The sequence below is a fragment of the Streptococcus infantis genome, from assembly GCF_047464155.1.
Lineage (GTDB): Bacteria > Bacillota > Bacilli > Lactobacillales > Streptococcaceae > Streptococcus > Streptococcus infantis_U.
On sequence record NZ_JASHCL010000003.1, the window covers coordinates 90,330 to 109,226 of the forward strand.

General features: G+C 41.6%; 18 protein-coding genes. 17 read left to right on the plus strand and 1 reads right to left on the minus strand.

Annotated elements, in window-relative coordinates:
- Positions 1–30 precede the first annotated feature (30 nt).
- The 12 genes from QM810_RS06665 (at position 31) to QM810_RS06720 (ending at position 7,695) form a co-directional block, all read left to right on the plus strand.
- Positions 31–276: a YneF family protein gene (locus tag QM810_RS06665; RefSeq protein ID WP_004251708.1), complete on the plus strand. Its 246-nt coding sequence runs from the start codon at positions 31–33 to the stop codon at positions 274–276.
- Positions 277–483: 207 nt separating this feature from the next.
- Entirely contained in the window at positions 484–1,278 is a 795-nt protein-coding gene (gene racE, locus QM810_RS06670) for a glutamate racemase (RefSeq protein WP_414254288.1), read from the plus strand.
- Entirely contained in the window at positions 1,275–2,246 is a 972-nt protein-coding gene (locus QM810_RS06675; protein ID WP_414254289.1) for a nucleoside-triphosphate diphosphatase, read from the plus strand. The genes racE and QM810_RS06675 overlap by 4 nt, the downstream gene beginning before the upstream one ends.
- Complete coding sequence (locus QM810_RS06680; protein ID WP_214262429.1) at positions 2,222–2,743, plus strand: metallophosphoesterase; 522 nt, start codon at positions 2,222–2,224, stop codon at positions 2,741–2,743. Before QM810_RS06675 ends, QM810_RS06680 begins: the two co-directional genes overlap by 25 nt.
- Complete coding sequence (gene cbpB, locus QM810_RS06685) at positions 2,740–3,201, plus strand: cyclic-di-AMP-binding protein CbpB (RefSeq protein ID WP_263394056.1); 462 nt, start codon at positions 2,740–2,742, stop codon at positions 3,199–3,201. The genes QM810_RS06680 and cbpB overlap by 4 nt, the downstream gene beginning before the upstream one ends.
- The gene (xerD, locus tag QM810_RS06690; RefSeq protein WP_414254290.1) at positions 3,198–3,932 is read left to right on the plus strand and encodes a site-specific tyrosine recombinase XerD; all 735 of its coding nucleotides are present in this window, start codon (positions 3,198–3,200) and stop codon (positions 3,930–3,932) included. The genes cbpB and xerD overlap by 4 nt, the downstream gene beginning before the upstream one ends.
- The gene (locus QM810_RS06695) at positions 3,932–4,666 is read left to right on the plus strand and encodes a segregation/condensation protein A (protein WP_414254291.1); all 735 of its coding nucleotides are present in this window, start codon (positions 3,932–3,934) and stop codon (positions 4,664–4,666) included. Before xerD ends, QM810_RS06695 begins: the two co-directional genes overlap by 1 nt.
- 12 nt (positions 4,667–4,678) lie before the next feature.
- The gene (gene scpB / locus QM810_RS06700) at positions 4,679–5,248 is read left to right on the plus strand and encodes an SMC-Scp complex subunit ScpB (RefSeq protein WP_414254292.1); all 570 of its coding nucleotides are present in this window, start codon (positions 4,679–4,681) and stop codon (positions 5,246–5,248) included.
- Entirely contained in the window at positions 5,235–5,960 is a 726-nt protein-coding gene (locus QM810_RS06705; RefSeq protein WP_414254293.1) for a pseudouridine synthase, read from the plus strand. The genes scpB and QM810_RS06705 overlap by 14 nt, the downstream gene beginning before the upstream one ends.
- On the plus strand, positions 5,960–6,196 hold the full coding sequence (gene yidD, locus QM810_RS06710; protein ID WP_414254294.1) for a membrane protein insertion efficiency factor YidD: 237 nt from the start codon (positions 5,960–5,962) through the stop codon (positions 6,194–6,196). Before QM810_RS06705 ends, yidD begins: the two co-directional genes overlap by 1 nt.
- A 114-nt stretch (positions 6,197–6,310) precedes the next feature.
- On the plus strand, positions 6,311–7,375 hold the full coding sequence (pepA, locus tag QM810_RS06715; RefSeq protein ID WP_414254295.1) for a glutamyl aminopeptidase: 1,065 nt from the start codon (positions 6,311–6,313) through the stop codon (positions 7,373–7,375).
- 23 nt (positions 7,376–7,398) lie between these two features.
- On the plus strand, positions 7,399–7,695 hold the full coding sequence (locus QM810_RS06720) for a bacteriocin immunity protein (RefSeq protein ID WP_414254296.1): 297 nt from the start codon (positions 7,399–7,401) through the stop codon (positions 7,693–7,695).
- Between the two features lie 28 nt (positions 7,696–7,723).
- Here the strand turns inward: QM810_RS06720 and QM810_RS06725 are convergent, their stop codons facing one another.
- Entirely contained in the window at positions 7,724–9,355 is a 1,632-nt protein-coding gene (locus tag QM810_RS06725; protein ID WP_414254297.1) for a Na/Pi cotransporter family protein, read from the minus strand.
- Positions 9,356–9,657: 302 nt separating this feature from the next.
- Between QM810_RS06725 and QM810_RS06730 the strand changes: the two genes are divergently transcribed.
- The 5 genes from QM810_RS06730 to folE all read left to right on the plus strand — a co-directional run bounded on the left by QM810_RS06730 (position 9,658) and on the right by folE (position 18,868).
- Positions 9,658–14,490 carry an endo-beta-N-acetylglucosaminidase gene (locus tag QM810_RS06730; protein WP_414254298.1) on the plus strand — a complete coding sequence of 1,611 codons (4,833 nt, stop codon included), beginning with the start codon at positions 9,658–9,660 and terminating at the stop codon, positions 14,488–14,490.
- Between the two features lie 234 nt (positions 14,491–14,724).
- Entirely contained in the window at positions 14,725–15,924 is a 1,200-nt protein-coding gene (locus QM810_RS06735) for a phosphoglycerate kinase (RefSeq protein WP_414254299.1), read from the plus strand.
- Between the two features lie 135 nt (positions 15,925–16,059).
- On the plus strand, positions 16,060–17,010 hold the full coding sequence (gene folP, locus QM810_RS06740) for a dihydropteroate synthase (protein ID WP_414254300.1): 951 nt from the start codon (positions 16,060–16,062) through the stop codon (positions 17,008–17,010).
- Between the two features lies 1 nt (position 17,011).
- Positions 17,012–18,310: a bifunctional folylpolyglutamate synthase/dihydrofolate synthase gene (locus QM810_RS06745; protein ID WP_414254301.1), complete on the plus strand. Its 1,299-nt coding sequence runs from the start codon at positions 17,012–17,014 to the stop codon at positions 18,308–18,310.
- Positions 18,311–18,313: 3 nt separating this feature from the next.
- Positions 18,314–18,868: a GTP cyclohydrolase I FolE gene (gene folE, locus QM810_RS06750; RefSeq protein WP_070677029.1), complete on the plus strand. Its 555-nt coding sequence runs from the start codon at positions 18,314–18,316 to the stop codon at positions 18,866–18,868.
- Positions 18,869–18,897: the final 29 nt, after the last annotated feature.

Consider the following 18,897-nt stretch of genomic DNA (forward strand, 5'->3'; position numbering starts at 1 on the left):
GAAGATTCAAAAAGAAACAGGAGAAATATTATGGACCTTATTTTAGCAATTGTCTTGATTGTTTTAGCTTTTCTTGGTGGAGCACTTGGAGGAATGTACTTGGTGCGCAAGCAAATCGAAAAAGAATTTGCTGATAACCCACGTTTGAATGCAGAAGCAGTTCGTACTCTGTTGAGTGCAAATGGTCAAAAACCAAGCGAAGCTAAGGTACAACAAGTGTACCACCAAATCATTCGCCAACAAAAAGCAGCCCTTGCTAACAATAAAAAGAAATAAATAGGAAAAGTCTGGAATGAAAATTCCAGACTTCTCACTATGTTCAACTGATATTTAAGGATAAGACTTTTTCCTTGCATTCTATTGATATTTGATTATGATTAAGAGGGAGATAGTCTGAAGTTTACCAGTCTGTCAGAAATTTCAGCGAGAAATGTAATGATAATGAACTATCAATCAGAAAAATAAGACTAGAAAGAAGACTGTATGGATAATCGACCAATTGGTTTTTTGGACTCTGGTGTTGGAGGCTTGACCGTCGTACGGGAGCTCATGCGCCAGCTTCCTCATGAAGAAATCGTCTATATTGGAGATTCGGCACGGGCACCTTACGGGCCCCGTCCTGCTGAGCAAATTCGTGAATATACTTGGCAGTTGGTCAACTTTCTCTTGACCAAGGATGTCAAGATGATTGTCATTGCTTGTAATACAGCAACAGCAGTCGTCTGGGAAGAAATTAAAGCCCAGTTAGATATTCCTGTTCTTGGAGTGATTTTACCTGGCGCTTCAGCGGCTATCAAAGCAAGTCAGGATGGGAAAATCGGAGTGATTGGAACACCGATGACCGTACAATCAGATATCTATCGACAAAAAATCCATGATTTGGATCCAGATTTGCAGGTGGAAAGTTTGGCTTGTCCCAAGTTTGCTCCCTTGGTTGAATCTGGAGCTCTTTCAACCAGTGTGACCAAGAAAGTAGTTTATGAAACCTTGCGTCCATTAGTGGGCAAGGTAGACAGCTTGATTTTGGGTTGTACCCACTACCCACTCCTCAGACCTATTATCCAGAATGTGATGGGACCTGACGTAAAACTGATCGATAGTGGTGCAGAGTGCGTGCGGGATATCTCTGTCTTACTTAATTATTTCGAGATTAATCGTGGGCGTGACGCTGGTCCTCTACAACACCGTTTTTATACGACTGCAAATAGCCATAGTTTTGCTCAAATCGGAGCAGAATGGCTAGAAAAAGAGATTCATGTGGAGCATGTAACATTATGACAAACAAAATTTATGAATACAAGGATGACCAGGACTGGTATGTAGGTGTCTGGGACGTCTACGGTGGAATTTATAGTCTCATAAAAGATCCTCTTGATCTTGGTTTTATGGATTTTGCTCGCATTTTCCGTGATGAGGAAAATGGTTTTCCAATCACGATTACGGTAATGCGCTGGTCTTCCAACTTCCGCTTGCTATCTTTTATCGTTGAGATTTTAAATGCAGAAGCAGGTCGAAACTTGGAAGTCATTCAACGCCAAGGTGCCTTGCTCTTAGTTGAAAATGGACAACTCTTGCATGTTGAATTACCTAAAGAAGGAGTCGATGTGGAAGCCTTCTTTGAGACAAACAAGGTCAGAGAAACTTTGCTGATTGCGACTCGTAACGAGGGTAAAACCAAGGAATTTCGTGCTATCTTTGACAAACTTGGCTATGATGTGGAGAATCTCAATGATTATCCAGACCTGCCTGAAGTTGCTGAAACCGGTATGACCTTTGAAGAAAATGCTCGTCTTAAGGCTGAAACCATCTCCAAATTAACAGGCAAGATGGTTTTGGCAGACGACTCAGGTCTTAAAGTCGATGTCCTCGGTGGATTGCCAGGTGTCTGGTCAGCTCGTTTTGCAGGAGTGGGAGCCACTGACCAGGAAAACAATGCTAAGCTTTTGCATGAATTAGCCATGGTCTTTGAACTCAAGGACCGTTCGGCACAATTCCACACCACCTTGGTCGTGGCTAGCCCAGGTAAGGAAAGTTTGGTGGTCGAAGCTGACTGGCCAGGCTACATTAACTTTGAACCTAAGGGTGAAAATGGTTTTGGCTATGACCCTCTTTTCCTAGTAGGAGAAACTGGTAAATCATCAGCCGAATTAACCCTTGAAGAAAAAAATAGTCAATCCCACCGTGCCTTAGCCGTTAAGAAACTTTTGGAGGTATTTCCATCATGGCAAAGCAAACCATCATTGTAATGAGTGACTCCCACGGAGATAGCTTGATTGTAGAAGAAATACGTGATCGCTATCTGGGGAAAGTTGATGCCATTTTTCACGATGGTGACTCGGAGCTTCGCCCAGATTCACCACTCTGGGAAGGGATTCAGGTAGTTAGAGGAAACATGGATTTCTATTCAGATTACCCAGAACGTTTAGTAATCCAACTAGGTCCAACTAAGATTATCCAAACTCATGGCCACTTGTTTGATATTAACTTTAATTTTCAAAAATTGGATTTCTGGGCACAAGAAGAAGAGGCAGATATCTGTCTCTATGGTCACTTGCATGTTCCAAGTGCTTGGATGGCGGGTAAGACCCTCTTTCTAAATCCAGGTTCTATCAGCCAACCACGTGGAACCATCAGAGAATGTCTCTACGCTCGTGTGGAAATTGATGATAGCTATTTCAAAGTAGATTTTTTGACACGTAACCATGAGGTCTATCCAGGCTTGTCTAAGGAGTTTGCTCGATGATTGCCAAGGAATTTGAACTATTTTTACTGGAGCAAGAGGAAACCTTTTTGACTCCTGCTGAAAATTTGGCTGTGCTCATTGATACTCACAATGCAGATCATGCAATTCTCCTCCTTAGCCAGATGACCTATACCAGAGTACCAGTCGTGACTGCTGAGAAAAAATTTGTTGGAACCATTGGGCTTAGAGATATTTTTGCATATCAAATGGAGCAGGGTTTGAGTCAGGAAGTCATGGCGGATATGGATATTGTTCACATGACAAAGAAGGATGTTGCAGTGGTAGCTCCGGATTATACATTGACAGATGTTTTACATAAGCTAGTGGATGAGTCTTTCCTGCCAGTCGTCGATAAGGATGGTATTTTCCAAGGGATTATCACGCGGAAATCAATCCTTAAGGCTGTCAATGCCCTTCTGCATGATTTTAGTAAGGAATATGAGATTCGAAGCAAATGAGAGAATGGATTTCAGTATTTTTAGAAGAAAAGCAAAATCTATCTAGTAATTCTAAGCAGTCTTATAAGTATGATTTGGAGCAGTTTTTAGATCTTATTGGAGAACGAATTTCTGAGACAAGTTTAAAAATCTACCAAGCCCAGCTATCAAATTTTAAAATGAGTGCCCAAAAGCGTAAAGTTTCTGCCTGCAATCAATTTCTTTACTTTTTATACCAGAAAGGAAAGATTGGCACCTTTTATCGTTTGGAATTGCCGAAACAGGCTGAGAAAAAACAAGTCAAGTCAGAGCTTTTAGACTTGAGTTCTTTCTGGCAAGAAAGTACCTATCCAGAAGGGCGTTTAATAGCCTTATTGATAGTTGAATTGGGCCTCTTGCCGAGTGAAATTCTAGCCTTAAAAACAGGTGATGTGAACCTGGATTTTCAAGTTTTGAGAGTCAATAAAGCTTCTCAACAAAGAATCTTGAGCCTTCCCACAAATTTGCTTGCGGAGTTAGAGCCCTTGATGGGGCAGACCTATCTCTTTGAAAAAGCTGGGAAACCGTACTCCCGTCAATGGGCTTTTCGTCAGTTGGAAGCTTTTTTAAAGGAAAAAGGATTTTCAGATTTATCTGCCCAAGGATTGAGAGAACAGTTTATATTAAGACAAATCGAAGAAAAGGTTGACTTGTACGAAATCGCTAAAAAATTAGGATTAAAGACAGTCATGACCTTAGAAAAATATAGATAATGGATATTAAATTAAAAGATTTTGAAGGGCCTTTGGACTTGCTCCTACACTTGGTTTCAAAGTATCAGATGGATATCTATGATGTGCCGATCACAGAGGTTATCGAGCAATATCTAGCCTACATATCAACTTTACAAGCCATGCGTTTAGAAGTTGCAGGAGAGTATATGGTGATGGCTAGCCAACTGATGCTGATTAAGAGTCGCAAGCTCTTGCCAAAGGTTGCAGAAGTGACGGATTTAGAGGATGACCTAGAGCAGGATCTCCTTTCTCAGATTGAGGAATACCGTAAATTTAAACTTTTGGGAGAGCAGTTGGAAGTGAAGCACCAGGAACGAGCTCAATATTACTCAAAAGCACCTACAGAGTTGATCTATGAGGATGCAGAACTTGTGCATGATAAGACAACTATCGACCTTTTCTTAGCCTTTTCAACTTTATTGACCAAGAAAAAGGAAGAATTCTCGAAAAATCATACAACTATTTTACGAGATGAGTATAAGATTGAGGATATGATGGTTATCGTCCGAGAAGCCTTGGTTGAAGGTCAGCAATTATGCTTGCAGGATTTGTTTAAAGAAACAAAGGATTTACAAGAGGTCATTACACTCTTTTTAGCAACTTTGGAGTTGATTAAAACTCAAGAAATTCTCTTGATTCAAAAAGAGAGTTTTGGAGATATTTATCTCATGAAAAAGAATGAAGAAAATCAAGTAGAGCAGAGTCAAGCTTGATAGAGAGGAAATATGAGTACTTTAGCAGAAATAGAAGCACTCCTGTTTGTGTCGGGTGAAGATGGGATTAGGACTCGTCAGTTGGCAGAACTCCTATCGCTACCACCAACAGGAATTCAGCAAAGCTTAGAAAAATTAGCCAAAAAGTATGAAAAAGACCAGGATTCTAGTCTGGCACTGATTGAGACAGGAGGTGCCTACAAATTGGTAACCAAGCCTCAATTTGCTGATATTTTAAAAGAATATTCTAAGGCGCCCATCAACCAGAGTCTATCTCGGGCTGCGCTTGAAACCTTGTCCATCATTGCTTATAAGCAACCTATCACACGTATAGAAATTGATGCTATTCGTGGGGTTAATTCGAGTGGGGCCTTAGCTAAGTTACAGGCCTTTGACTTGATACGAGAAGATGGAAAGAAAGAAGTTCTTGGTCGCCCTAATCTCTATGTAACGACGGATTATTTTCTAGATTACATGGGTATTAACCATTTGGAAGAATTGCCTGTGATTGACGAGCTTGAAATTCAAGCGCAAGAAAGCCAATTATTTGGTGAAAGGATAGAAGAAGATGAGAATCAATAAATATATTGCCCACGCAGGAGTGGCCAGTAGGAGAAAAGCAGAAGAGTTGATCAGGCAAGGCTTGGTAACCGTCAATGGACAGGTAGTACGTGAACTAGCGACAACCATTAAGTCTGGTGACAAGGTCGAAGTTGAAGGTCAACCCATCTATAACGAAGAAAAAGTCTACTATCTGCTCAATAAACCACGTGGAGTGATTTCCAGTGTGACAGATGACAAGGGACGTAAAACTGTTGTTGATCTCTTGCCTAATGTGAAAGAACGGATTTACCCTGTAGGTCGCTTGGACTGGGATACATCTGGAGTCTTGATTTTGACCAACGATGGTGACTTTACAGATGAGATGATTCACCCTCGTAATGAGATTGACAAGGTTTATGTTGCGCGTGTGAAAGGAATTGCTAACAAAGAAAATCTCCGTCCCTTGACTCGTGGTCTTGAGATTGATGGTAAGAAAACGAAGCCAGCGGTTTATGAGATTCTTAAAGTAGATCCTGTTAAAAACCGTTCTGTTGTACAGTTGACCATCCATGAAGGACGTAACCACCAGGTTAAAAAGATGTTTGAAGCTGTGGGTCTCCCAGTGGACAAGTTGTCGCGGACACGTTTTGGCCTTCTAGACTTGACAGGGCTTCGTCCAGGCGAATCACGCCGTCTCAACAAAAAAGAAATCAGCCAGCTACACACCATGGCTGTAACAACTAACAAATAATGAAAAAAATCTTAATTGCGCCTGTGCGCTTTTACCAACGCTTTATATCCCCTGCATTCCCACCTTCTTGTAGATTTGAGCCTACTTGTTCAAACTACATGATTCAGGCTATTGAAAAGCATGGATTTAAGGGGGTTCTGATGGGATTGGCACGGATATTACGATGTCATCCTTGGTCTGAAATAGGTAAGGACCCCGTACCAGATCACTTTTCTTTAAAGAGAAATTCAAAATAAAAAGAATCACGACTGTGATTCTTTTTTGGTGTAGATAGATCTATAGATTGATGATTTTCGCTACCCTTCTCCTATAAAAAGTGGTAAAATGGTTGAAAGAAAGAAGGGATAGAAATGACAACATTATTTTCTAAAATCAAAGAAGTAACAGAACTTTCTGCTATCTCAGGTCATGAAGCGCCTGTACGCGCTTATCTTCGTGAAAAATTAACACCTCACGTGGATGAAGTAGTAACAGATGGCCTAGGTGGTATTTTTGGTATCAAACATTCAGAAGTTGCGAATGCACCTCGCGTCTTGGTAGCATCTCACATGGATGAAGTTGGTTTTATGGTGAGTGAAATCAAAGCAGACGGTACCTTCCGAGTAGTCAGCATTGGTGGTTGGAACCCTATGGTTGTCAGCAGCCAACGTTTTAAACTCTTTACACGCCAAGGACGTGAGATTCCAGTAATTTCGGGTTCAGTTCCTCCACATTTGACTCGTGGCACAGGTGGACCAACTATGCCAGCTATTTCAGATATCGTTTTTGACGGTGGTTTTGCGGATAAGGCTGAGGCTGAAAGTTTCGGTATCCGTCCTGGAGACACAATTGTTCCAGATAGTAGCGCAATCCTAACTGCTAATGAAAAAAATATCATCTCAAAAGCTTGGGATAACCGTTATGGTGTTCTCATGGTTAGCGAGTTGGCAGAAAACTTGTCAGGCCAAAAACTAGGAAATGAACTTTACCTTGGTGCTAACGTCCAAGAAGAAGTTGGACTTCGTGGTGCCCATGCCTCTACAACAAAATTTGATCCAGAAGTATTCCTTGCTGTAGACTGTTCACCAGCAGGTGATGTCTATGGTGGCCAAGGCAAGATTGGTGACGGAACCTTGATTCGTTTCTACGACCCAGGTCACTTGCTTCTCCCAGGCATGAAGGACTTCCTTTTGACAACTGCTGAAGAAGCTGGTATCAAATACCAATACTATTGTGGAAAAGGTGGTACAGATGCAGGAGCAGCTCATCTGAAAAATGCTGGTGTTCCATCTACAACAATCGGTGTCTGCGCTCGTTATATCCACTCTCACCAAACCCTTTATGCTATGGACGATTTCCTTGAAGCTCAAGCTTTCCTACAAGCCTTGGTTAAAAAATTAGATCGCTCTACTGTAGACTTGATTAAAAATTATTAAATATCAATATGGAGATGATGGGGATGGAAGAACCAAACCTAGAAACCTTGATACGGGACCTTTACAATCATGCCCGTCAAAACTTGAGTGAAGATTTAGTGGTTGCACTCCTAGAAACTGCTAAGCAGTTGCCCAGCACTAATGAGCGCTTGCTAGCAGTACGGCTATCAGGTCTGGTCACTCTTGAACTTCTCAAGAATCCCAAGACCCCAGCGCCTGAGTTAGTCAATTTGGCCCGCTTTATCCAAAAGGAAGAAGCTAGGTACAAGGGCGCAGCAGCATCTTCCATTATGATTGGAGAGCTATTTAAAATGCTTTGATTCTTTCGAATCAAAGCATTTTTTTATCTTAGATTTGTTCAGCCAAAACCTTTTCAGCAAGGTTCATAGCGTGGTCTGATACACGAGTGTAGTGTGAAATAATATCGATAAAGTTGACACCTGCTTGGGTAGAACATTCTCCGTTATTAAGACGTTTGATATGAGTCTTACGAAGGACACGTTCCATGTTGTTGATGTCTTCGTGTCGCTCGATAAGAGCTTGAGCTTTCTCGAGGTCGTTATTTTCTACACTTTCAAGAGCATCTTTGACGAATTCGCTAGTTTTAAGATAAATCTCTGCTAGTTCTTCTAATGCAGCCTCAGAGAACTGAACATTCTTGCGTTGCAAGTAATCATTAAGATTAAGCAGGGCTTCTGCGTGGTCTCCGATACGTTCCAAGTCTCGTGAAGAGTCAAGGATATTTGTTAAGACTTCACTCTCTTTTTGGCTCAAAGCTTCACCAGATAAACTAATGAGGTAACGAGTCAATTTTTCATCAATGGTATTGATAGCTTCTTCAGTCTTATGTCCCTTCTCTGCAACTTTTTCATTAGAGTTGATGATATAGTCGTAAGAGAGGTCAAAGGCTTTAGCAGCATAATTACCCAAGTGAAGAAGTTCTTTTTTAGCATTTCCAAGAGCGATAGATGGAGCTTGTTTGATCAGTTGCTCATCAAGGTAGAGAGGTTCGTATTTGACAACTTCGTCTTCTCCAGGGATAAGCTTGGTTACCAAGAAGGCAAGAGCTCCGATGAATGGAAACTGAATGATTGTATTGGTAATGTTGAAGGTTCCGTGGGCGAAGGCGATGGTCATTTCTGGAGCTAGATTTAAGAAGCTCTCAAACCATTGGATTAAGCCTGTAAATGGAACGAGGAAGATAATACAGATAACAGTTCCGATAACGTTAAAGGCTACATGGGCTGCGGCCACACGTTTGGCTGCGATATTAGCACCCAAGGAAGCGATAATAGCAGTGATAGTTGTTCCGATGTTATCTCCAAAGAGAACTGGTAGGGCCCCCTGAAGGTCAATCAGATTGCTAGCATAGAGATTTTGTAGGATCCCGATGGTTGCGGAGGAGGCTTGAATCAGAAGGGTTAGACCTGTTCCGACAAGAACACCCAAGATTGGATTTTTACTAAGTTCTACCATATAGTCTTTAAAGACTTGTAAATCCTTAAGGGGTTCCATAGCGCCACTCATAAGATTGAGGGCAAAGAAGATACCACCAACACCAAAGAGGATTCGTCCGATGTTATTGATGGTTCTATTTTTTGTGAAGAAGAGACAGACTGCTCCGAGAAAGAGCATCGGTAAAGCGTAGTCTCCCAGTTTAAAACCGATGATAAAGGATGTGACGGTTGTTCCAATATTGGCTCCCATAACAATCCCAATAGCCTGACGTAAAGTCAATAGTCCGGCACTAACCAGACCAACTGTAATAACCGTAACACCTGAACTCGATTGAATCAGGGCAGTCATCCCAATTCCAACTAAAATTCCAAAGAAAGGATTGCTAGTATATTTGTCAATGTAATATCGAAGACGATCTCCAGCTGCTTGTTGCAAACCGTCTCCCATGGTCTTGATACTATATAAGAATAGTCCCAGACCACCTAAAAAGTGAAATGCAATTTCCTGCCAATTAATGGACATTTTCTTTTTCCTCCGAAAACTAATCGCGGAACTTCTCCCATTCTATTTTAAAGGATTCTAAGCAATCTAACAAGTAGTAAATACAGTTTTTTTAGAAAAATATCATTAAAATGTAGAAAAAAGGCGGTTGATTGTCTAATTTATATCATTTATTCACCCCTTTATAGATATTTATGGGCAAGCGTTGACTCTTCCTTTAAATAACGTAAAATGAAAATGAACAGTTCTGCTATTTCAAGAGCAGTTACTTTTTTTAAAACAAAAAATAAAGCGCTTACTTTTGGAAGTAAAAGGAGAAAAAGATGAAGAATCCATTTTTTGAGCAACGTTGCCGCTATAGTATTCGAAAATTATCTGTGGGTGCCTGCTCCTTGATGATTGGATCGGTTTTGTTTGCTAACCAAGCTCTAGCAGAAGAAGTCGCCCTTCCAGCAAATGAACCAACAACTACTGCTGTAGCTGCAGAGCAACCGTCAAATAATACGACTGAACAACCAGCAACTGCTACAACAGAACAACCAACAACAACTTCACCTGAAGTCTTGAAGCAGTTAGAGGAAACTGAAAACAAGGTTAGTGAACAACCTATTTCAGAAGAAAAACCAACCTTGGACCAATTGACTACAGCTGATAAGGAAGCAACTAGCCCAGTTACTGAAACTCCTAAGGTTGAAGAAGCACCTGCAACTACAGAAAATAAGCCAGAAGAAAAAGCTACTGTTTCTGATGTTCCTAAGAAGGAAGAAAAAAGTCTTCGACCAAAAGAAATTAAGTTTGACACCTGGGAAGATTTGTTAAAATGGGAACCAGGTGCCCGTGAAGACGACGCTATTAACCGTTCTTCAGTTGAATTGGCTAAACGTTACCGTGGGCATGTAGTCAACGAAAAAGCCAATAAGGATGCCAAGGTTGAAGCTCTTGCCAATACCAACTCTAAGGCTAAAGACCATGCTTCTGTAGGTGGTGAAGAGTTTAAAGCCTATGCTTTTGACTACTGGCAATACTTGAATTCAATGGTCTTCTGGGAAGGGCTCGTTCCAACTCCGGACGTGATTGATGCTGGCCACCGTAATGGTGTCCCTGTATTGGGTACACTCTTCTTCAACTGGTCTAATAGTATTGCAGACCAAGAAAAATTTGCTGCAGCTCTTCAACAAGATGAGGATGGAACTTTCCCTATCGCTCGTAAGTTAGTTGATATGGCTAAATATTATGGGTTTGATGGCTACTTTATCAACCAAGAAACTACGGGTGATATCGTAACGCCTCTTGGTAAGAAAATGCGTGACTTCATGCTCTATACCAAGGAATATTCGGCTCAAGTCAATCATCCAGTGAAATATTCTTGGTATGATGCCATGACCTATGAATATGGTCGTTATCATGAAGATGGTTTGGGTGAGTACAATTACCAATTCATGGAAAAAGAAGGCGATAAAGTACCTGCAGATCACTTCTTTGCAAATTTTAACTGGACTAAAGAGAAAAATGATTACTCTGTAACGATGGCACAATGGCTAGGTCGCAGTCAGTATGATGTTTTTGCAGGTATGGAATTGCAACAAGGTGGTTCTTACAAGACAAAAGTGAAATGGGATGCTCTTTTTGATGAAAAAGGCAAGCTCCGCTTATCACTTGGACTCTTTGCACCTGATACTATCACTAGTCTTGGTAAGACAGGAGAAGACTATCACAAGAATGAAAATATCTTCTTTACAGGTTACCAAGGAGATCCAACTGGTCAAAAACCAGATGACAAGGACTGGTACGGGATTGCTAACCTAGTAGCTGATCGTACACCAGCAGTGGGACGTAGCTTCACAACATCCTTTAACACAGGACATGGTAAAAAATGGTTTGTAGACGGTAAAGTTTCTAAGGATTCGGAATGGAACTATCGTTCTGTATCAGGTATCTTGCCTACATGGCGCTGGTGGCAAACTTCATCAGGTGCTAAACTTCAAGCTGATTATGACTTTGAAGATGCCTACAATGGAGGGAATTCACTCAAATTTGCGGGTGATTTAGCTGAAAATACCAACCAAGATGTTCGCCTTTACTCTACAAAACTGGAAGTAACAGATAAAACAAAACTTCGTGTTGCTCATAAAGGTGGTAAGGGAAGCAAGGTCTATGTAGAGTTTGCAACTCAGAAAAACTATACCTATGGTGGCGAGAATGCTCGTAAAGAGCTGACTCTATCTGACAATTGGACAAAAGATGAATTTGATTTGAGTGCCTTGGCAGGTCAGACTATTTATGGTATCAAGCTCACTTTTGAAAATACTGCTGCCCTTAAGGGATATCAATTTAACTTGGGTGAGTTGACTGTAACAGATAATCAAGAGGCTCCTCAAGCACCAACAGCTCTTAAAGTAGCTAAACAATCCCTTAAAAATGCCCAAGAAGCAGAAGCCATTGTCCAATTTACTGGAAATAAAGATGCTGACTTCTATGAAGTTTACGAAAAGGATGGGGATGCTTGGCGTCTATTGACAGGATCATCAGCAACTACGATTTACCTACCAAAAGTTAGCCGTTCAGCTAGTGCAACTGGAACCAGTCAAGAGTTGAAGGTTGTCGCAGTTGGTAAGAATGGCCTTCGCTCTGAAGCTGCAACCACAAACTTTGACTGGGGAATGACGGTCCAAGACACCAGTCTTCCAAGACCTCTAGCAGAAAACATCGTTCCAGGAGCTACTGTTATCGGAAGTACCTTCCCAAATACAGAAGGTGGAGAAGGCATCGAAGGTATGTTGAATGGTACGATCACCAGCCTATCTGACAAATGGTCTTCTGCTCAGTTGAGTGGTAGCGTTGATATCCGTTTGACACAACCACGCCGTGTTGTTAGATGGGTCATGGACCATGCTGGTGCTGGTGGAGAATCCGTTAACGATGGTTTGATGAATACGAAGGACTTTGACCTTTACTACAAGGATGATGCTGGAGAATGGAAGCTAGCCAAGGCTGTTCGTGGCAATAGAGCTCATGTTTCAGATATCACTCTTGATAGCCCAATTACTGCGCAAGAATGGCGCTTGAACGTCATCACATCTGACAATGGAACACCATGGAAAGCCATTCGTATATATAACTGGAAGATGTATGAGACTCTTGATACGGAGAGCCAAAATATTCCAATGGCTAAAGTTGCAGCGCGTGTTCTAACTGACAATAAGGTTCAACTTGGTTTCTCAGAAGTTCCTGCTGGAGCAACAATTACAGTCTATGACAAGGCAGATTCACAAACTCCAATCGCTACCTTAAATACAGTAGTTGGAGGTGATTTGGCGACAGATTCATTGACCTTCGAAAAACGTCCGAGCCTTCTTTACTACCGTACACAATTGCCAGGTAAAGAAATCAGTAATACCCTTGCTGTAACAATTCCTCAGGATGAGAGAAAGATTAAGGCTGTTAGTCTAGAAGTTGCGCCTAAAAAGATGACTTATCAAGTTGGTGAAGAATTGAATCTTAAAGGTGGTCTTCTCCGTGTCAAATACGAAGGTGAAGAAGCAGACGAAGTCATCAACCTTAGTCATGCAGGTGTTACTGTTAATGGCTACGATGCTCACCACCATGGAGAACAAGAGTTAACAGTGACCTATCTTGGTTTACCGGTTGCAGGAAGCTTCAAGGTTCAAGTGACAGGTGAAGAAGCTGGTCCAAAAGAAATAGCAGCCTTGTATATTAGCAAGCAACCGAAAATTGACTACTTGGTAGGCGATGCTCTGGACTTATCAGAAGGCCGCTTTAAGGTCTTGTATGACGATGAAACTGAAACAGAACATAGCTTTACAGACGAGGGGATCGAAATTACAGGCTATGATTCTCAAAAAACAGGCCGTCAAAAACTTCAATTGCACTATCAAGGTCAAACTGTCGAGTTTGATGTTCTAGTGTCACCTAAGGCAGCGATAAACGACGAATATCTGAAACAAGAAATCACATCTGCTCAAGGACGCAAAGGAACAACAGCTTATACATTTGCGGATGCCGAAAAACAAGCGGCTCTAGTTGAGAAGATTGATGCAGCAAAAGCGATCTTAGAAAACCACGATGCTAGCCAAGAAGCAGTCAACCAAGCCTTGAATGACTTGAAACAAGCTGGTGCTGACTTGAATGGTGTACAGGTTTATCAAGCAGCTAAGGAAGAACTTGAAACTCTTCTAGGGAAAGTTCGTGAGAAAAATGCAGATGATCCAATCATCGCTCAAGCAGAAACTCTCATTGGCTCAACAAATCCAAGTCCAGAAGCATTTGCGGACATGAAAGAAAAGCTGAATAAGAAACTAACTCCTGCAGAAGAAAGCCATCATGTAGGTAGCTTAGAAGATGAAACTGCTCCAACAGTTAAAGATTTACCTGAGTTAGTGATTGAAACCGAAACTCAAGCCTTCGAGCGTCAAGAACGTCCGTCAGGAGACCTCTTGTTGGGTGAACGTCGAGTCGTTCAGGCAGGTGTAGAAGGTCAGACTCGTCGTCTGATTGAAGTTGATGCCAAAGGCAAACGCACTCTTCTTAAGACGGAAGTAGTCAAAGAAGCAGTGGCAGAGATTACTGAAGTTGGTACGAAGGTAGAAAGTCGTGTTCAGCCAGTGGATGGAGTCAAAGATTTGACCATTAGTAACCCAGCACTAGTGATTGAGGAAGAAACAGTTGCATACGGACATGAAGAACGAGTAAATCCTAGTCTTAAAGCAGGTGAGCGTCGTCTGGTTCAAGCAGGAGTTGAAGGGCTTCGTAGAAATCTTGTAGAAGTCGATGCAGAAGGCAACCGTAGTCTTAAGGGGACAGAAGTAGTTAAAGAAACCGTAACTGAGATTGTTGAGATTGGGCCAAAAGTAGCTAAAGCTCCAACTACCCAACCAGTTGTGTCTACTCCAGCGGCTCAGGACACTAAGAAGGAAATTACAAAAACAGAACCTAAGACTGAAACATCCGTTGCGCCAGTTCAAGCAAGCCAAGCAACGAAGCAAGAACCAGCAAAAGTAGAAATACAAGCTGAGAAACCTGAAGGAAAACAACTTCCAAATACAGGTGAAGAAGTCGATGCAAATCTTCTTGCCCTTGGCTTAGTTGGAGTTCTGGGTGGTTTCGGATTACTTGCCCAAAAGAAAAAAGAAGATTAAGTTAGATAGTGTATCTAACATTTACTTCATACAGTAAAAAGATTTGACTATTAGTAGTCAAATCTTTTTTTAGACTTGCTGAGGTGAAAAACGAGAAGTACCTATCGTTTCTTGAGGGATTCTCTATATTTACCAATGAGAAATGGTTCAGGGGAAAAGTTTAAGGTTTTGCTATCTCTTTTATTGATTTTGTGATATAATTAACACGTAAAAAAAAAGAAGGAGTCATATCTAATGGCAAAATTGACTGTTAAAGACGTTGACTTGAAAGGGAAAAAAGTTCTCGTTCGTGTTGACTTCAACGTACCTGTAAAAGATGGCGTGATCACTAACGACAACCGTATCACTGCAGCTCTTCCAACTATCAAGTATATCCTTGAACAAGGCGGACGTGCAATCCTCTTCTCTCACCTTGGACGTGTAAAAGAAGAAGCAGATAAAGAAGGTAAATCACTTGCTCCTGTAGCTGCTGACTTGGCTGCTAAATTGGGTCAAGAAGTTAAATTTATCCCAGGCGTTACTCGTGGTGCTGAATTGGAAGCAGCTGTTAACGCTCTTGAAGATGGACAAGTTCTCTTGGTTGAAAACACTCGTTACGAAGATGTTGACGGCAAGAAAGAATCTAAAAATGATCCTGAACTTGGTAAATACTGGGCATCACTTGGAGATGGTATCTTCGTAAACGATGCATTCGGTACAGCTCACCGTGCACACGCATCTAACGTTGGTATCTCAGCAAACGTTGAAAAAGCTGTTGCTGGTTTCCTTCTTGAAAACGAAATTGCTTACATCAAAGAAGCAGTTGAAGCTCCAGAACGTCCATTCGTAGCCATCCTTGGTGGTTCAAAAGTTTCAGACAAGATCGGTGTTATCGAAAACTTGCTTGAAAAAGCTGATAAAGTTCTTATCGGTGGTGGTATGACTTACACATTCTACAAAGCACAAGGTATCGAAATCGGTAACTCACTTGTAGAAGAAGACAAATTGGATGTTGCTAAATCTCTTCTTGAAAAATCAAACGGTAAATTGATCTTGCCAGTTGACTCAAAAGAAGCGAACGCATTTGCTGACTACACTGAAGTGAAAGATACTGAAGGTGAAGCAGTAGACCCAGGATTCCTTGGTCTTGATATCGGTCCTAAATCAATCGCTAAATTCGACCAAGAATTGACTGGTGCTAAAACAGTTGTATGGAACGGACCAATGGGTGTATTTGAAAACCCTGACTTCCAAGCTGGTACAATCGGTGTAATGGACGCTATCGTGAAACAACCAGGCGTTAAATCAATCATCGGTGGTGGTGACTCAGCTGCTGCTGCGATCAACCTTGGACGTGCAGACAAGTTCTCATGGATTTCTACTGGTGGTGGAGCTTCAATGGAGCTTCTTGAAGGTAAAGTTCTTCCAGGACTTGCGGCTTTGACTGAAAAATAAGAAAACCTAAAAAGGAGAACTCAGGTTCTCCTTTTTTTGCGCTCTTTTAAAGTTTAGGAGTGCCGAGGGATAATTGGACAGAATCCAAAAAAAACAGTAAAATAGAGGAATACCAATCTAAATGAAATTTGAGTGATGAACGTGGAAAAAAGAGGGAATCTTACTAAAACAGCTATTTGTGGTATTATCAATGTCACCCCAGATTCTTTTTCTGATGGGGGCCAATTTTTTGCTATTGAAGAAGCCTTAAAACAGGCTCGAAAATTGATAGCTGAAGGTGCTACTATCTTAGATATCGGTGGTGAATCTACTCGACCTGGAAGTAGCTACGTTGAGATAGAAGAGGAAATCCAACGTGTCGTTCCAGTCATTCAAGCTATCCGTCAAGAAAGTGATGTCCTGATTTCGATCGACACTTGGAAGAGTCAAGTGGCAGAAGCAGCCTTAAAGGCTGGTGCCAATATAGTCAATGACATTACTGGTCTTATGGGGGATAAGGTCATGGCGGAAGTGGTTGCTAAAGCAGGAGCTCAAGTGGTCATCATGTTTAATCCAGTTATGGCACGCCCTCAGCACCCTAGTTCGCTCATCTTCCCTCATTTTGGATTTGGTCAGACTTTTACAGATAAAGACCTGGAAGAGTTTGAACAACTTCCAGTAGAAGAATTGATGACAGCTTTCTTTGGCCGTTCTCTAGCAAGAGCGAAGGAAGCTGGTATTGCAAAAGAAAATATCATGCTGGATCCGGGGATTGGTTTTGGTTTGACAAAGAAGGAAAATCTCATTCTCCTACGTGACCTTGATAAGCTTCACGAGATGGGCTATCCAATCTTTTTGGGAGTCTCTCGTAAACGATTTGTCATCAATATTCTTGAAGAAAATGGATTTGAAGTCAATCCAGCTACAGAAGTAGGTTTCCGAAATCGTGATATTGCTTCGGCTCATGTAACCAGTATTGCTGCCAGACAGGGTGTGGAAGTGGTGCGTGTGCATGATGTAGTCAGTCACAAGATGGCAGTCGAAATTGCGTCTGCTATCCGCCTAGCAGATGATGCAGAAAATTTAAACTTGAAACAATATAAGTAAGATGAATAAAAACGAAACGAATCAGTGGATAACTAACTACCGGACAGACCAACCGCATTTTGGTTTGGAGAGAATGGTGATGCTATTAGCCCTACGTGGCAATCCCCATCTCAAGCTCAAGGTTATCCACATCGGTGGAACCAATGGCAAAGGCTCTACCATAGCTTTTTTGAAAAGTATGCTGGTAAAGATGGGGCTAAGAGTTGGTGTCTTTAGCTCTCCCTATCTGATTCATTATACCGACCAGATTGCCATTAATGGAGAGTCTATCCCAGAAGCTAAACTAGAAGTCTTAATGTCGGAATATCGCTCACTACTTGAAGGGGAGTACGCTCAAGCATTACAAGGAACGACAGAATTCGAGATTATCACTGCTATAGCCTATGATTATTTTGCTTCTGAACGAGTCGATGTGGCTATTATGGAAGTAGGTATGGGCGGACTTTTGGATAGCACCAATGTTTGCCAGCCTATCTTAACAGGTATTACGACTATTGGGTTGGACCATGTAGCTCTACTAGGGGATAGCTTGGAATCCATCGCAGAACAGAAGGCTGGGATTATCAAACAAGGAGTTCCCTTAGTAACAGGGAATATTGTCCCAGAAGCCCTAGCAGTTATCAACCAAATCGCGAAAGCGAAAGAGGCTTCTAGGCTTGTTTATGGAAGAGATTATCAAGTCAGTCATCAAGAGAGTGTGGGGACGGGAGAAGTCTTTGACTATACAAGTCCACAAAGACAAGGTCGTTTTCAGACAGGATTGCTGGGTTTGCACCAGGTAGAGAATGCTGGGATGGCTCTGGCCTTGTTAGATAGCTATTGCCAAGCGACTGGTCGAGAATTACCAGATAATGCTTTAGTGGCTCAAGCTTTAGAAGAAACAAGCTGGCCTGGACGCTTTGAAGTTGTTTCTAGAAGTCCCTTGATGATTTTGGATGGGGCCCACAATCCTCATGCCATCAAGGCTTTGTTGGCAGCTTTAGAAGAACGCTTTGTTGATTATCACAAGGAGATACTTTTTACATGTATAAAAACCAAGGCCTTGGAGGACATGTTAGATTTATTAGAGACTTTGCCAGATACTGAGCTTACACTAACGCACTTTGATGATGGACGAGCAACCGCCGAAGAGGTGCTCAGACAAGCAGCTCATTCTAGAAATCTCAATTATCAAAGTTGGCAGGCATTTCTAGATCAGAAAAAACCAGAAAATGAAGAGGAAAAAACAGTTAGGATCATCACGGGCTCCTTATATTTCTTGAGCCAGGTGCGAGCCTATCTAATGGAGAGGAAAAACTAGAGAATGGATACACAAAAGATTGAGACGGCTGTAAAAATGATTATCGAAGCAGTCGGTGAAGATATCAACCGCGAGGGATTGCAGGAGACACCTGCTCGTGTAGCTCGTATGTATCAAGAGATTTTTTCAGGACTTGGTCAAACTGCAGAGGAACACTTGTCAAAATCCTTTGAGATTATTGATGACAATATGGTAGTGGAAAAGGATATTTTTTTCCATACCATGTGTGAACACCACTTCTTGCCATTTTATGGGAAAGCTCATATCGCCTACATCCCAGATGGCCGTGTAGCAGGTTTGTCGAAGCTTGCACGTACAGTTGAAGTTTATGCTAAAAAGCCACAAATTCAAGAACGCTTGAATATCGAAGTAGCTGACGCCTTGATGGAATACCTAGGAGCTAAGGGAGCTTTTGTTGTGATTGAAGCAGAGCATATGTGTATGAGTATGCGAGGTGTCCGAAAACCAGGAACTGCAACCTTGACAACAGTAGCTCGTGGAGTCTTTGAAACGGATAAAGACCTCCGAGATCAAGCATACCGTTTGATGGGACTATAAGAAATCTGTTTTAAGTAGATTTTTCTAGA

What these genes read in the sequence shown, in the direction of transcription:
- QM810_RS06695 (WP_414254291.1), top strand. Translation starts at nt 3,932, where the DNA reads ATGGATATTAAATTAAAAGATTTTGAAGGGCCTTTGGACTTGCTCCTA.
- QM810_RS06745 (WP_414254301.1), top strand. Translation starts at nt 17,012, where the DNA reads ATGAATAAAAACGAAACGAATCAGTGGATAACTAACTACCGGACAGAC.
- folP (WP_414254300.1), top strand. Translation starts at nt 16,060, where the DNA reads ATGAACGTGGAAAAAAGAGGGAATCTTACTAAAACAGCTATTTGTGGT.
- QM810_RS06735 (WP_414254299.1), top strand. Translation starts at nt 14,725, where the DNA reads ATGGCAAAATTGACTGTTAAAGACGTTGACTTGAAAGGGAAAAAAGTT.
- pepA (WP_414254295.1), top strand. Translation starts at nt 6,311, where the DNA reads ATGACAACATTATTTTCTAAAATCAAAGAAGTAACAGAACTTTCTGCT.
- QM810_RS06680 (WP_214262429.1), top strand. Translation starts at nt 2,222, where the DNA reads ATGGCAAAGCAAACCATCATTGTAATGAGTGACTCCCACGGAGATAGC.
- QM810_RS06675 (WP_414254289.1), top strand. Translation starts at nt 1,275, where the DNA reads ATGACAAACAAAATTTATGAATACAAGGATGACCAGGACTGGTATGTA.
- xerD (WP_414254290.1), top strand. Translation starts at nt 3,198, where the DNA reads ATGAGAGAATGGATTTCAGTATTTTTAGAAGAAAAGCAAAATCTATCT.
- folE (WP_070677029.1), top strand. Translation starts at nt 18,314, where the DNA reads ATGGATACACAAAAGATTGAGACGGCTGTAAAAATGATTATCGAAGCA.
- QM810_RS06725 (WP_414254297.1), bottom strand. Translation starts at nt 9,355, where the DNA reads ATGTCCATTAATTGGCAGGAAATTGCATTTCACTTTTTAGGTGGTCTG.
- racE (WP_414254288.1), top strand. Translation starts at nt 484, where the DNA reads ATGGATAATCGACCAATTGGTTTTTTGGACTCTGGTGTTGGAGGCTTG.
- QM810_RS06705 (WP_414254293.1), top strand. Translation starts at nt 5,235, where the DNA reads ATGAGAATCAATAAATATATTGCCCACGCAGGAGTGGCCAGTAGGAGA.
- QM810_RS06720 (WP_414254296.1), top strand. Translation starts at nt 7,399, where the DNA reads ATGGAAGAACCAAACCTAGAAACCTTGATACGGGACCTTTACAATCAT.
- QM810_RS06730 (WP_414254298.1), top strand. Translation starts at nt 9,658, where the DNA reads ATGAAGAATCCATTTTTTGAGCAACGTTGCCGCTATAGTATTCGAAAA.
- yidD (WP_414254294.1), top strand. Translation starts at nt 5,960, where the DNA reads ATGAAAAAAATCTTAATTGCGCCTGTGCGCTTTTACCAACGCTTTATA.
- scpB (WP_414254292.1), top strand. Translation starts at nt 4,679, where the DNA reads ATGAGTACTTTAGCAGAAATAGAAGCACTCCTGTTTGTGTCGGGTGAA.
- cbpB (WP_263394056.1), top strand. Translation starts at nt 2,740, where the DNA reads ATGATTGCCAAGGAATTTGAACTATTTTTACTGGAGCAAGAGGAAACC.
- QM810_RS06665 (WP_004251708.1), top strand. Translation starts at nt 31, where the DNA reads ATGGACCTTATTTTAGCAATTGTCTTGATTGTTTTAGCTTTTCTTGGT.